11 protein-coding genes are annotated in these 13,531 nt (G+C 74.4%); 1 reads left to right on the plus strand and 10 read right to left on the minus strand.

The window, feature by feature from the left end; all coding sequences use genetic code 11:
- Positions 1 to 17: 17 nt before the first annotated feature.
- The 8 genes from O145_RS03555 to gdhA form a co-directional block, all read right to left on the minus strand.
- Complete coding sequence (locus O145_RS03555) at positions 18 to 1,436, minus strand: four-carbon acid sugar kinase family protein (protein ID WP_043559874.1); 1,419 nt, start codon at positions 1,434 to 1,436, stop codon at positions 18 to 20.
- 141 nt (positions 1,437 to 1,577) lie between these two features.
- The gene (locus O145_RS03560; RefSeq protein ID WP_043559876.1) at positions 1,578 to 2,270 is read right to left on the minus strand and encodes a FadR/GntR family transcriptional regulator; all 693 of its coding nucleotides are present in this window, start codon (positions 2,268 to 2,270) and stop codon (positions 1,578 to 1,580) included.
- Between the two features lie 351 nt (positions 2,271 to 2,621).
- Positions 2,622 to 4,718, minus strand: a complete 2,097-nt coding sequence (locus O145_RS03565) for a PTS fructose transporter subunit IIABC (protein ID WP_043559879.1) — start codon at positions 4,716 to 4,718, stop codon at positions 2,622 to 2,624.
- Positions 4,719 to 4,828: 110 nt separating this feature from the next.
- On the minus strand, positions 4,829 to 5,851 hold the full coding sequence (locus tag O145_RS03570; protein ID WP_043559881.1) for a 1-phosphofructokinase family hexose kinase: 1,023 nt from the start codon (positions 5,849 to 5,851) through the stop codon (positions 4,829 to 4,831).
- On the minus strand, positions 5,848 to 6,618 hold the full coding sequence (locus O145_RS03575; protein ID WP_043559884.1) for a DeoR/GlpR family DNA-binding transcription regulator: 771 nt from the start codon (positions 6,616 to 6,618) through the stop codon (positions 5,848 to 5,850). Before O145_RS03575 ends, O145_RS03570 begins: the two co-directional genes overlap by 4 nt.
- A gap of 109 nt (positions 6,619 to 6,727) precedes the next feature.
- Entirely contained in the window at positions 6,728 to 7,171 is a 444-nt protein-coding gene (locus tag O145_RS03580; protein ID WP_043559886.1) for a sterol carrier family protein, read from the minus strand.
- A 77-nt stretch (positions 7,172 to 7,248) separates the two neighbouring features.
- Positions 7,249 to 8,616, minus strand: a complete 1,368-nt coding sequence (locus tag O145_RS03585; RefSeq protein ID WP_156966587.1) for a bifunctional UDP-sugar hydrolase/5'-nucleotidase — start codon at positions 8,614 to 8,616, stop codon at positions 7,249 to 7,251.
- Positions 8,617 to 8,800: 184 nt separating this feature from the next.
- Positions 8,801 to 10,138, minus strand: a complete 1,338-nt coding sequence (gdhA, locus tag O145_RS03590) for an NADP-specific glutamate dehydrogenase (protein WP_043559887.1) — start codon at positions 10,136 to 10,138, stop codon at positions 8,801 to 8,803.
- A 176-nt stretch (positions 10,139 to 10,314) separates the two neighbouring features.
- Between gdhA and O145_RS03595 the strand changes: the two genes are divergently transcribed.
- On the plus strand, positions 10,315 to 11,139 hold the full coding sequence (locus tag O145_RS03595) for a class I SAM-dependent methyltransferase (protein ID WP_043559889.1): 825 nt from the start codon (positions 10,315 to 10,317) through the stop codon (positions 11,137 to 11,139).
- 52 nt (positions 11,140 to 11,191) lie between these two features.
- On the opposite strand, the gene O145_RS03600 is transcribed toward O145_RS03595, so the two are convergent.
- Positions 11,192 to 11,629 (minus strand): cupin domain-containing protein, encoded by a 438-nt coding sequence (locus tag O145_RS03600; protein ID WP_043559892.1) that lies wholly within the window; start codon positions 11,627 to 11,629, stop codon positions 11,192 to 11,194.
- A 147-nt stretch (positions 11,630 to 11,776) separates the two neighbouring features.
- Complete coding sequence (locus tag O145_RS03605) at positions 11,777 to 13,132, minus strand: NAD(P)-binding domain-containing protein (RefSeq protein ID WP_229118324.1); 1,356 nt, start codon at positions 13,130 to 13,132, stop codon at positions 11,777 to 11,779.
- Positions 13,133 to 13,531 lie beyond the last annotated feature (399 nt).

Genomic DNA, 13,531 nt, shown 5'->3' on the forward strand with positions numbered 1-13,531 from the left:
CGGTCGGTCGGGCGCGCTCAGCCGTTGAGGGTGGCCACGACCCGGGCGAGGGAGTCGTCGTCGCCGACGTTGCCGGCGAAGACGATGTAGGGCACGCCGGCGGCGGGCCCGTCCTGCGGCTCCCACAGGGAGACGATGCCGGGCAGCATGGGGCCGCGCACGAGGGCCCGGTTGATGCCCAGGCCGCGGCCGGCGACGTCGGAGGAGGTGATGCCGCCCTTGGCGATGACGAAGCGGGGGCAGCGCGCGGCGACGACCCGCTGGACGACCTCGACGACGGCGGCCGACACGCGCCGGGCGAAGTCGAGGGACTCCTCGGCGTCCCGGCCGGCCACGAAGGCGCCGCCGCGGCGTACGACGACGTTGCCGGACCTCAGCGCCCCGGCGGCCCGCTCGGCGACGGCGAGCACGTGGGCGTCGCGCCGGGCCGGGTCGAGCACGGCGGGCACGTCCAGGACGACCTCGGGGGTGGCGGTCGCGGCGCGCAGGGCGTCGACCTGGCGGCCGGTGAGCCCCACGTGGGAGCCGACGACGACCAGCCCGCCGGCGGCGTCGGAGTCGGGGGCGAAGTCGGCGGGCCGGGCCTCGGCGGCGCTCAGGGGCGCGCGGGGGGCCTGGCCGATGCGGGCGCGCACGAAGGGCGGGCCGACGCGGTAGACGAAGGTCGCCCCGGCGTCCTCGGCGCGCTGGAGCGCGCGGGCCAGCAGGAGCAGGTCGTTCTCCTCCACGCAGTCCACGGCGATGGGGGCGCGGTCCCGGGCCGCCGACAGGGCGGCGACGACGGCGTCCTCGTCGGTGCGCAGGGTGGCCAGGTCGATGACGGCGACGTCGGCGGCACCAACGGCGCCTGCGGTCTTCTCCTCGACCCATGCGGGCAGGAACGAGGCGCTGTAGCCGAAGGTCTTGTCGCCGGCGAACTCGGTGCGGCCGACGGGGACGAAGCCGTCGGCGGGGCCGCCCGCGTAGTGCGTGCCGTGGACGGTGAGGCGGCCGGCGTCGGGGAAGGCCGGGGACAGGATGATGCCGTCCACGCGGGTGCCGGCCCGCTCCAGGAGGTCGGCGATGGTGGCGGGCTCGAGGGGGTAGTGGCCGCGCAGGGTGGAGTCGGAGCGGGAGACGAAGGCGACGCGGGCACCGGCGCGCTCGGCGGCGGCCAGGGCGTTGGTGACGACCTCGACGTTGACCCGCTCGGCGTCCGTGGGATCCAGGCTGCGGGAGTTCGTCATGACGTAGACGGCCGGCGCGCCGGTGGACAGGGCCCAGGTCAGGTCCTCCACGCTCCAGCCGGTGACGACGGGCAGGTCGGCGACGGACTGGGTGCCGGTGGGGTCGTCGTCCAGGACGACGAGGGTCCGGTTCAGGGCGGCGGCCACACCGGCCGGGTCGACGGCGGGGCCGGCGGGCAGGCCGGCCGTGAGCTCGTCCAGGGTCTTCATGGGTGCACTCCTTTGTGACGTCAATGCGGTTGTCGTGCGGCTTCTCGCCGCGGTTGCGGGGATTGTGGCGGTTGGGCGGGCCGGGGCGGCCGCGGGCGCGTCGGCGGGACGGCGGCCGGGCGGGTGGCGGTCGGTGCGGGTTCAGGCGGTGTACTCCAGCAGGTCGTTGGTGGTCTGGTCCATGTGGGCGCGCATGGCCGCCTTGGCGGCGTCGGGGGACCCCAGGCGCAGCGCCGTCAGGATGCGCTCGTGCTGGACGACGGCGTGGGCGCGCACCTCGTGGTGGGCGGAGGTGACGCGGCGCGCCACGACGAGCTCGTCGCGCAGCGGGGCGAAGGTGACGCCGATGAAGGGGTTGGATGCGGCCCGGATAATGTGGTCGTGGAAGTCGAGGTCCGCGGCGACCGCGGCGTCGACGTCGTCGTCGGCGTCCGCCCGGCGCAGCGCGGCGATGGCGGCCTCCATGGCCCGGAGCCGGTCGGCGGTGATGCGCGCGGCGGCGAGCCCGGCGGAGCCGACCTCCAGCATGCGGCGCACCTCGAGCAGCGCCAGGCCGACCTCGCGCTCGGACCCGTTGCGGCGGGCGAGGGCGGCCAGGCTGCCCAGGTCCTGCCAGGCGGCGGGTTCGTTGACGTAGGTGCCCGAGCCCTGGCGCGCGGACAGGACGCCGCGGGTGGCCAGGACGCGGGTGGCCTCGCGGGCGGTCAGGCGCGAAACGGACAGGTCGGAGGCGAGGGCGCCCTCCCCGGGCAGGGCGGCGCCGGCCGGGTAGGTGCCGTCGACAATGCGGCGCAGCAGCTCCTCGACGGCGGCGTCGACACGGCTCTGGCTCACTCACTCCCCCAATTCCTCTGAGGATTCGCAGAGAGTGTAGACGGCGTCAGCTATGGGCGCAAGACCCCTTCCCGCGCACCCACCAGGAACATCCCTGACTTACCAACTAATAGCAGTGATGAGGTATCACGGCCAAGCAGCACTCACCGCAGCCGCAACCGCCAACCCCTCTGAGCAATTGCGCTGGTCGGTTCCACTCTGCATCACCACGTGCAGCCGCCCGGGTGCGAGGAGCGGATCCTCGCACCCGGGCGGGTGAGCGGGCGCGTTGGGCGCGGCCTCAGCGGGCGCGCGGCCCGGCGGCCTTGGGCGGTCGCGACGGCCCCGAGGGACGGCCGCGACCCGGCCGTCTCAGGCGACGGCGACCTCGGCGGCGGCCTTCTTGTTCGCGGCCAGCTGCTTGAGCGCCAGCACGCCGGCGCAGGTGATGAGCGCGCCGACAATGATCGCGACGACGAACCCCAAGAAGTTGTCCATGGCGAAGAACACGAAGATGCCGCCGTGCGGGGCCCTGGACCCGGCGTGCATGGCCATGGACAGCGCCCCGGTCACCGCGCCGCCCACCATGGCGGGCGGGATGATGCGCAGCGGGTCGGCCGCGGCGAAGGGGATGGCGCCCTCGGAGATGAAGGAGGCGCCCAGCAGCCAGGCGGCGCGGCCGTTGTCACGCTCGACGTCGGTGAACAGCTTCGGGCGGATCGTGGTGGCCAGCGCCAGGGCGATGGGCGGAACCATGCCTGCGGCCATAACGGCCGCCATAATCTCGTAAGGGGCGGTGTTGTCAGCGGAAGCCGCGGCCAGGCCGGCGGTGCCGAAGAGGTAGGCGGCCTTGTTGACCGGACCGCCCAGGTCGAAGCACATCATGAGGCCCAGGATGACGCCCAGGAAGACGCCGGCGCCGTTGTCGGCCATGGTGGTCAGGGACTGGGTGAGCCAACTCATGAAGGAGGCCAGCGGCTTGCCCAGCAGCATGTACATGATCGAGCCGGCCACGGCTGTGGTGCACAGCGGGATAATGACCACGGGCATGAGGCTGCGCAGCCAGCGCGGCGCGTTCAGTCCGGCGAGCCAGGCAGCCATGTAGCCGGCGAGAATGCCTCCGATGAGACCTCCGATGAAGCCCGAGTTCGTGGCGATAGCCACCAGCCCCATAATGAAACCAGGGGCAATGCCAGGGCGCCCAGCCAGGCCGAAGGCGGTGTAGCCGGCCAGCGCCGGGACGAGCAGGCCCATGCCCGTGTTCCCCAGCAGGAACAGAACGGCGCCGATATAGGCCATGAGCGAGGAGCCGAACAACGCGTGGCCGGCAGCGTAGTTCTCGTTGGACAGATCCGGCAGGTTCCACAGGCTGGTGGCGAGAATGCCCTTGTCGGGGTCGCCGACCACAATGTTCTTGGCGGTGGCGGTGATGTCGTAGCCTCCGAACAGGAACCCGAGCGCGATGAGCAGACCGCCGGCCGCCACGAAGGGGATCATGTAGGACACGCCGGTCATGACCGAGCGCTGGAGGCGCCGGGCCCAGTGGACGTTCTCCTCCTCGGCGTCGTCGGCTGCCTCCCCGCCGGCGGGCACGCGCACGGCGTCGGGATCCTTCATGGCCGCCAGCGCCTGGTCGATGAGCGCCCCGGCGTCGTTGACGGCCGCCTTGACCCCGACGTCGACCATGGGCTTGCCTGCGAAGCGGTCGCGCCCCTTGACCGGCAGGTCGTGGGCGAAGACGACGGCGTCGGCGCGCTTGATGAGGGCGGGGTCGAGCCAGTCGATCTTGCCTGAGCCCTGCCCCTCGATGCTCACCGTGACGCCGCGCTCCTTGCCCGCCTGCTCCAGGGCCTCGGCGGCCATGTAGGTGTGGGCGATGCCGGTGGGGCACGAGGAGACGCCCACGATGACGGTGCCGTCCGCCGACAGGTCGGGGGCCTGCGCCTCGGCCGCGGGCTCGGCGGCCTTACCGGCGTCGGCGGGCTCGGGCTCAACCTGCTCGGTGACGATGCGGGCGACGTCCTCGGGCGTGGTGGCCTTGCGCAGGGCGTCGGTGAACTCGGGGTCCATCAGGCCGCGCGCGAGCTTGGCCAGGAGCTGGAGGTGGAAGTCGTCCGCCCCGGCGGGAGCGGCGATCATGAAGACCAGGTCCGCGGCCTGCTCGTCGGCGGCGCCGAAGTCCACGGCCTCGGCCAGGCGGGCGAAGCCGAGGGAGGGTGCGAGCACGTGCGGGCTGCGGCAGTGCGGGATGGCGATGCCGCCGGGGATGCCGGTCGGGGCGGTCGCCTCGCGGGCGAGGGCGTCGCCGGCCAGACCCTCGGTGGTGTCGGCGCGCCCCGCGGAGGCGACGACCTGGGCCAGGAACTCGATGACGTCCTTCTTGGTGGAGCCGGGAAGGGCGTCGAGCCGCACGAGCTCGGGAGTGATCAGGGGTGTGGACGCCTCGGAGGGCGCTGCGTTAGGGGGCATGTTGCTTCCTCGTTGTCCGATGGATGCTGGGGCCGGGTGGCGCGTCAGCGGGTCATGGGTCGGGGCGCGGGCTCAAGAGCCGGGGCGCCGGCTGGTCAGGGGCTGGGCTCTCAGGCGAGCCGGGTGACGACGACCTCCTGCTCGGGCAGGTCGCCGGGTGTGGGCAGGGTCGTACCGGGCAGAGAGGCCGCCGCGGAGCCGTAGGCCATGGCGGTCCTCAGCCGCTCGGGCTCGTCGCCGCCGCGGACGTCGGCCAGCACGTAGCCGGCGACGGAGGAGTCCCCCGCGCCCACCGTGGAGGCGACCGGCACCTTGGGCGCGGTGGCGTGCCAGGCGCCTCCGCCGGTCACCAGGACCGCCCCGGCGGGGCCGAGGGTGGCCATGACGGCGCCGAGTCCCAGGTCGATCAGGATGCGGGCGGCTTCGGCGACGGGGGTGAGGTCCCCGTGCGCGGCCCCCTCCTCCAGGGCCATGGCGCGGTCGGCGGGCAGGCCGACGAGCTGGCCGAGCTCCTCGCCGTTGGGCTTGACCAGGTCGGGGGCGGACTCGGGCAGGCCTGCGGCGAGCGCGGCCAGGGGCTCGTCCGAGGTGTCGACGGCGATGCGCAGGCCGGGGGCGGACCCGCGCAGGAGGCGCACGAGGCGGGCGTACCAGTCGGCGGGCACCCCGGGCGGCAGGGAGCCGGACAGGACCGCCCAGTGGCGGGCGCCCTCGCCGGCGGCCGCGGCCGTCGCCGCCTCCAGGAGCGCCGACTCCACGGCGTCGATCTCCTCCGGGCTCAGCGCGGCGCCGGGCTCGTTGAGCTTGGTGGTGGTGCCGTCGGGCTCGGTGACCGCGGTGTTGATGCGGGCGGGCGCGGCCACGGTCACCGCGTGCGTGCTCAGGACGGCGGAGCCGGTGGAGGGGGCCGCGGCGGCGGCCTCCAGGGCGAGCAGGAGCGGGTCGTGGGCGGCGGCGGGCAGGACGGCGGCGGCCGGCTGTCCCGCGGAGACCAGGACGCGGGCGACATTGACGCCCTTGCCCCCGGGCTCGACGACGACACCGCCCAGGCGGTTGACGCCGCCGCGGACCAGTGGGCCGGGCAGGCTGACGGTGCGGTCCAGGGACGGGTTGGGGGTGAGGGTGACGATCATGGGGTGACGACCTCGCTTCCTAGGGCAGTGAGAGCAGTGGCGATAGCGGTGGGCAGTGGCGAGTCGGTGACCAGCAGGTCGATGTCGGCCAGGTCGGCGAAGGACACGAGGTGCTCCTGGCCGATCTTGGTGGCGTCGGCCAGCACGACGGCGTGCTTGGCGGCGCGGATCATGGCGCGCTTGACGGCGGCCTCGTCGGGGTCGGGGGTGGACAGGCCGTGCTCAGCGGTCAGGCCGTTGGCGCCCATGACGGCGACGTCGACGCGGGTGGCGGCGAGCGTCTCGAGGGCCTCGGGCCCGACGGCGGCCTGGGTGATGCCGCGCACCTGGCCCCCCAGGATGCGCACGGTCAGGTCGCTGCGCCCGGCCAGGAGCGCCGCGGTGAGCACGGAGTCGGTGATGACGGCGAGGTCGAGCCCGCCGGGGAGGCGCCGGGCGAGGGCTCCGACGGTGGTGCCGGCGTCGAGCAGGACGGTAGTGCCCTCGCGCAGGCGGAGGTGCGGCAGGGCCGCCTGGGCGATCGCCTGCTTGACGGTGGAGCCGACGAGCTCGCGTTCGGCGACGCCGGTCTCGGGCAGGGCCAGGACGGTGGCGGGCACCGCGCCGCCGTGGACCTTGCGCAGCGCCCCGAGCCGGTCGAGCGCGGTCAGGTCGCGGCGGACGGTCTCGACGGTGACGTCGTAGCGGGCGGCGAGCTCGGTGACCGAGACGCGCCCGTCACGGGTGACGGCGTCGACAATCGCCTGCTGGCGCTGCTCGACATTCATGCGCACCCCCTCGACCGTCTTGCCCGTTCGGACACCCTGGTGCCCGAACGGGACCTGATCTTACGCCCGACCGGGCATAAGGGGAAGGGGCGGTGCGCAGGAGGCCGCGTCAGACCCGCAGCAGCGGCAGGTAGGCGGACAGGTCGCAGCGCTCCCCGGAGGCGTGCAGGGCCCCCTCGGCCACCGCCTGGTCCCAGGCGAGCCCGCCGGTGGCCAGGGCCAGCCAGGTGCCGGCGTCCGTCTCGACGACGGACGGCGGCGTGCCGCGGCGGTGGACCGTCCCGGCGACCGCCTGCGTCACCCCGTAGGGCGGGACACGCACCTCGACGGCGCGGCCGGGCGCGCAGGCCGCCAGCTCCTCGAGCGTGAAGCGGACGGCGGTGGCCAGGGTGCGCCGGTCGGGTGCGGCGGTCTCGTCAGCGACTCGACCGGTGGCGGGTCCGTCAGCGGCGGCCTGGCCCGCGGCGCCGGCGGCGCCCCGGACACTGGCGGCGGCCCACCGACGAACCGCCCGGGCGCCTGCGGCGGGATCGATCCGACGTCGAGCTGGCATGGCCCCAGGCTACGCCCCGCCGCCCCTTTCGCCGAGATCGGTCCAGTTCCGCGCCGAGATCGGTTGCCTGCACCGCGTCAGTCGTAGGCTGGAGGATCGTCCGGCGTGCGCGCCTCGGCGGCGCCATCGGCGACGTCGTCGGGCTCATCGAGGTCCTCCTCGGCGCGCCCGCTGCGGATCAGGAAGATCGTTCCGGCAAGGACCAGCCCGAGGGCGAAGACCCCGATCCCGATGGAGGCGCCGGTGCGCGCCAGGTCGCTGCCGCGGTCCGACCGCCTGACCGGCCGCGGGGCGACAATGATCTCCTCGGCGCGCGCAGTAGTGGCGGGCTCGCGGCTCACGCCTTTGCCCGCGCCCCCGGAGGCGGCGCTGACGGAGGCGCCGTCGTCGATGGCCTCGGCGTCGGCGCCGGGCGTGGCGCCGTCGGCGGCGCCACGCGAGTCTGAGCCGGTGGCGGCGTCCCGCCGATCGGGCGGCGCCGTCGCCTCGGCGGAGGCCTCGGAGACGATCTTCCCGACGCCGTAGGCGTCCGCGGCGCAGTCGGAGGCCCTCAGGTCCTTGACCGCGGCACCGGCCACGGAGACCTCACGGGTGGCGGCGCTGTAGACCAGCGAGACCTCGGCGAGGCCGCGGCCGTCGTGGTCGGCCTGGAGGACGGCGATGTCCCGGCCGTCGGTCGACGTCACGGTGGCGGGCCCGCCCTCCCCCGGGCGAGTGACGTGGCTGCGGCCGCCCAGGACGACGTCGACGCTGCCGGTGAGCCGGGCGGCCAGCTCGGCGGCGTCGGCGTGGGCGAGCACGACGACGACGTCAGCGGCACCGGTGCGCTTGAGCTCGGCGGCCCTGGCGTTGGCGGCCTCGGCCGCGGGGGCGACCGGGGATGGCGACTCGTCGGTCGCGACGCCGATGAGGCCGACCTTGACGCCACCGACGTCCCTGATGAGCGCGCCGCCGTCGCCCTCGGCGTCCAGGGCCGGGTCGGCGAGGTTGGCCGCCAGGTACGGGAAGGCGGCCGCGGGCAGGATCCGGCTGGTCAGGTCGTCCATTCCCCTGCCGAGCTCGTGGCCGCCCAGGGCGGAGGCGTCCACGCCCATCGCGTTGAGGACGTCCAGCGCGAGCCGGTCCTCCAGCGGCGCCGGGGAGGCGGTCGAGCCACCGACATTGTCGCCGGAGGAGACGAGCAGGGCGTCCGGGCTCGACTCGCGGGCCCGGGCGACCTCGCACGCCAGGGTGACGGCGCCGGGGCCGGTCACCGCCCCGGTCGCGGGGTCGGCGGTTCTCTCAATGCGCCCGTCCAGGTCGGTGATGCCGAGCACGGTGATGGTGGTCGTGGCGGCCGCGGTCTGCTCGGCCGCGGCCGCGGGAGGGAGAACCGTTGGGGCGAATGCGCCCAAGGCCAGCGCCGCGAGTGCAGCAGCCGCCTTCGCACAGGGATTCGGTCGCATGGCGATCCTGGTTGGGAGGAGGTGGGAGTGGGTTGGAACAAGGGTAATCTGCGACGGCGGCCGCGTCCTCCTGCGCGACGCAATCGTCTCCGACCCGAGACCGCTCCGAGACCCCGCGGCGCGACGGCGCCCGGCCGCCCCCTCTCAGGGCCGGTCGGGCGCCGTCGTCGCGGCGGGCGCGGGCTCAGACGATGCCGTGGGCCATCATGACGTCGGCGACCCGGGTGAAGCCGGCGGCGTTGGCGCCGAGCACGTAGTCGCCGGGGCGGCCGTACTCCTCGGCCGCGGTCACGCAGGAGTCGTGGATGTCGGTCATAATGCCGTCGAGCTTGGCCTCGGCGGTGGCGAAGTCCCAGCGGGTGCGGCCGGCATTCTGCTCCATCTCCAGGGCGGATGTGGCCACGCCGCCGGCGTTGGAGGCCTTGCCGGGCGCGTAGAGGATGCCGGCGGACTGGAAGGCCTCGACGGCCTCGGGGGTGGAGGGCATGTTGGCGCCCTCGGCCACGACGGTGCAGCCGCCCTTGAGCAGGGTGGCGGCGGCGTCGCCGTCGAGCTCGTTCTGGGTGGCGCAGGGCAGGGCCACATCGACGGGCACGTCCCACACCCGGCCCTCGGTGACCAGGCGGGCGCCGGGACGGCGCTCGACGTAGTCCTTGACGCGGCCGCGCTCGACCTCCTTGACCTGCTTGAGCAGGTCGAGGTCGATGCCGGCCTCATCGACGACGTACCCGGAGGAGTCGGAGAAGGTGATGGGGGTGGCGCCGAGCTTCTGGGCCTTCTCGATCGCGTAGATGGCCACGTTCCCGGCGCCGGAGACCGCGACCTTCTTGCCCTCCAGGGTCTCGCCCCTGGTGGCCAGCATGGACTGGGCGAACAGGACGGTGCCGTAGCCGGTGGCCTCGGTGCGCACCAGGGAGCCGCCCCAGGCCAGGCCCTTGCCGGTGAGCACGCCGGCGTCGTAGGCGTTGCGCAGGCGCTTGTACTGGCCGAACAGGTAGCCGATCTCGCGCCCGCCCACGCCGATGTCGCCGGCGGGGACGTCGGTGGACGGGCCGATGTGGCGGGAGAGCTCGGTCATGAAGGACTGGCAGAAGCGCATGACCTCGGCGTCGGAGCGGCCGTGGGGGTCGAAGTCGGAGCCGCCCTTGCCGCCGCCGATGCCCTGGGCGGTCAGGGCGTTCTTGAAGATCTGCTCGAAACCGAGGAACTTGATAATGCCGACGTTGACGCTCGGGTGGAAGCGCAGGCCGCCCTTGTAGGGGCCCAGGGCCGAGTTGAACTCGACGCGGAAGCCGCGGTTGACGTGGACCGCTCCGGCGTCGTCGACCCACGGCACGCGGAAGATGACCTGGCGCTCGGGCTCGACGACGCGCTCCAGGAGCGCGTTATCGGCGTAGTGGGGGTGCTTGGCGATGACGGGCTCCAGGGACTCCAGAACCTCGCGGACCGCCTGGTGGAACTCGGCTTCGCCGCGGTTGCGATCGACGACCTGCTCGTAGACCTTCTCGACAACTCCCTGCATGGGGACTCCTTCACTATTGTGCGAGGACTGCGGGAGGCGCACGACCGGATTGCGGGGCGCGTCGCCCTCGTCGAGGCACAACCCTGGCACCGCGCCGGAAACTGAGATGAAACATCTCACCCTCCGACAGCTTCCGGCCGTCACATCCGCGCCGGGATCGGTTCGTCCCGGCCCGTATGCTCCTCACCGTGACCGACATCCAGCGCACCCGCTACACCCACGGGCACTCCCCCGCCGTCCTGGCCAGCCACGCCCACCGCACCGCCGCCGACTCCGCCGCCTACCTCCTGCCCCGCCTGCGGCCGGGTCTCGACCTGCTCGACGTCGGCTGCGGACCCGCGACCATCACCGCCGACCTCGCCGAGGCGGTGGCCCCCGGGCGCGTCATCGCGCTCGACGGCGCACCGGCGGCGCTTCAGGCGGCGCGGGCGACCCTTAAGGCCCGGGGTCTGGCGGACTGCGTCGAGCTGGTCGACGGCGACGCGTGCGCCCTGCCCTTCGCGGACGCCTCCTTCGACGTCGTCCACGCCCACCAGGTGCTCCAGCACGTGGCCGACCCGGTGGCCGCCCTGAGGGAGATGCGCCGGGTGACGCGCCCGGGCGGGATCGTGGCGGCGCGCGACTCCGTGTACTCGGCCAAGGCCTGGTACCCGCAGCCGCCCGCCCTGGAGCGCTGGCGCCGGGTCTACATGGCCACGGCGCGGGCCAACGGCGGGGAGCCCGACGCCGGCAGCCGCCTGCTGTCCTGGTTCCGCGCCGCGGGACTCGGCGAGGTGGAGCCCTCGGCGTCGACCTGGTGCTACGCGACGCCTGAGCTGCGGGCCTGGTGGGGCGGGACCTGGGCCGAGCGCTGCCGCTCCTCCTTCGGCCCGCGGGCGGTCGAGCTGGGGCTGGCCGACCCCGATGAGCTGGAGGAGATGGCGCGCGCGTGGCACGAGTGGGCCGAGGCGGACGACGGCTGGTTCGTCGTCGTCCACGGCGAGGCTTTGGCCCGCCGGTAGCGGGCCGGGGCGGGGCCGCCCGCCCCGCCACGAGGGCCGGCCCGGCGCTGGCTCACAGGGCGGCGTAGGCGGCGTCGTCAACCGGCTCGAGCCACTCGTTGGAGGGGTTCTCGCCCGGGACCGCGAGCGCGATGTGGGCGAACCAGGAGTCGGCCTTGGCGCCGTGCCAGTGCTTGACGCCGGCGCGCGTGAACACGACGTCTCCGGGCGTCAGCGAGACGGCGTCCTTGCCCTCCTCCTGGTACCAGCCGGAGCCGGCCGTGCAGATGAGGACCTGGCCGCCGCCGCTGGTGGCGTGGTGGATGTGCCAGCTGTTGCGGCAGCCCGGCTCGAAGGTCACGTTGTGCACCCCGACGGCGCACTCGGGGTCCGTCACCAGGTTCCGCAGGAAGCTCTGCCCGGTGAAGTACTGGGCGTAGGCGGTGTTGGGCTCGCCCTTGCCGAAGATGTTCTCGGTCGCGAAGGCGGTCTCGTCGGTCGTGGAGGTCATGGCTGCTCCTTCAAAACGATACGTACCGCCAGGCTAGGGGCGACGCCGCGGCGAAACCAGGCCCCTCCAGGCCTCCCCTCGCCCCCGGTGCCGACCCGGACTCACATCCAGTCCGATCTCACACGGACGCTCCAGACGCGAGGCCCCTCACCCCTGGTGCCGCAGACGGCGCCAGATCCTGCGCGCCGCCTCCGCGCCGGCCCGTGACGCGCCGAGGGTCGAGGCGCTGGGACCGTACCCGACCAGCAGCACGCGCGGGTCCTTGGCCACGCCGGTGCGCCCCTCCATGCGGATGCCCGACTCGTAGCGGTGACCGTCGTCGCCGCCGTCGTCCGGGGCCTCACCCATCCGATCGCGCAGGCGCAGCGGCGACAGGTGCGTCAGCGCCGCCCTGAACCCCGTGTTCCAGAAGATGGTGTCGGCCTCGACCCAGGTGGGCTTCGGGTAGGGGTCCCACGAGTCCGGCACCGCCAGCCCCCCGCCCGTGGTCGCGGTGGGGTCCAGCCCGTCGGGCTGGGCGCCGGTGGCCGCCGGGGAGAAGCGAACCGCGCGCTCGCCTATGAGGTTGATCATCCCCCTGGAGACGAGCAGCCCCCGGTCGACGCCGTCGATGTACTCCGCCAGGACGGAGGCGCCCACCGGCCGCACGACGCCGGCCGGGACCGGACCCGCGACAAGCGCGCCGGCCGCCCGCTCCACGGCGGCTCCCCAGAGGTCGCCCAGACCGGCGGCGAAGTTCGGCGGACGCCGCGTGGCCCAGGTCACCGAGGCGGCGTAGGGGGCGATCTCCAGGATCATCTGCACGGCGGTGAGCCCGCCGCCGACGACGACGACGCGCCGCCCGGCCAGCTCCTCGGCCCGGCGGTAGGTGGCGGTGTGGAGCTGCTCGCCGGCGAACCCGTCCTTGCCCGGCACGTGCGGGATGTAGGGGTGGCTCCAGGTGCCGGCCGCGGAGACGACCATGCGCGCCAGCCAGGTGCGCCGTCCTCCCCTGGTGTCCGCCTCGACCTCCAGGAGGGTGTCGCGGCGCACAGGGTCCGGCCTGCGGCTCATGCGCGTCGGGATGCTGCCGGACGCGGAGCCGCCGGCCGCGTGGGCGCCCCCCGTGGACAGCAGCCGTGCGGGCACCTGCGTGGAGCGCACTGAGGTCACACGCACCGGGCGCAGGACCCGAAGGCCCCGCGCCTCCTCGTAGCGGCGGTAGTACCGGGGCAGGACGATGTTGCTGGGGGCCGCCTCGTCCAGGTCGCCGGCGGGGAACCGGGGCAGGTCCGCGATCCGGCGCCCCCCGCCGATCGTCAGGGAGTCCCAGCGGTGACGCCAGGCGCCCCCGGGGCCCTCCTCGGCGTCGAGCACGACGAGCTCGCGCCCCGGTCGCAGGCCGCGGCGCACGAGCTCGCCCGCGGTGGCCAGCCCGGCCTGCCCGGCCCCGATGACGACGACGTCGGCAACGGCGGCATCGACTGCGTCAGGGGCATGCGGGTCTGGGTCCGTGGCGTTCACATCACCATCATGCGTCATCGGCTGCGGCTCGTCCGCATCGGGGCGGGTGCGCCCGGCGGCCCGGCAGGCGGGCTCGCCCGCATTCAGCCGCCGCCCCGCCCGACGGCGCACCGGCGCGGGACGGCCCGACTCGCCGAGAGCACCCCCGATCTGGCAGTCTGCCGCCTGTGCTCTCCTCTCCGTGCGTCGTCGCAGTGCGCGCCCTGACCGCGCGCTCTGTGCTCGACCAGCGGCTCATCCGCCGTCACCGCATTGACGCGGCGCGCATCCGCGAGCTGGCGGGAGTGGCCCGCTGCGGGGACCTGGGGGTCAGGCGGGTGCTGGAGCTGCCGGCACTCGCCGATCTCGCCACGACGACGGCGCCCCAGCTGCGTCTGCCCGACGGCGCCGGGTGGCGGC

This window comes from Actinomyces israelii DSM 43320 (genome assembly GCF_000711965.1).
Taxonomy (GTDB): domain Bacteria; phylum Actinomycetota; class Actinomycetes; order Actinomycetales; family Actinomycetaceae; genus Actinomyces; species Actinomyces israelii.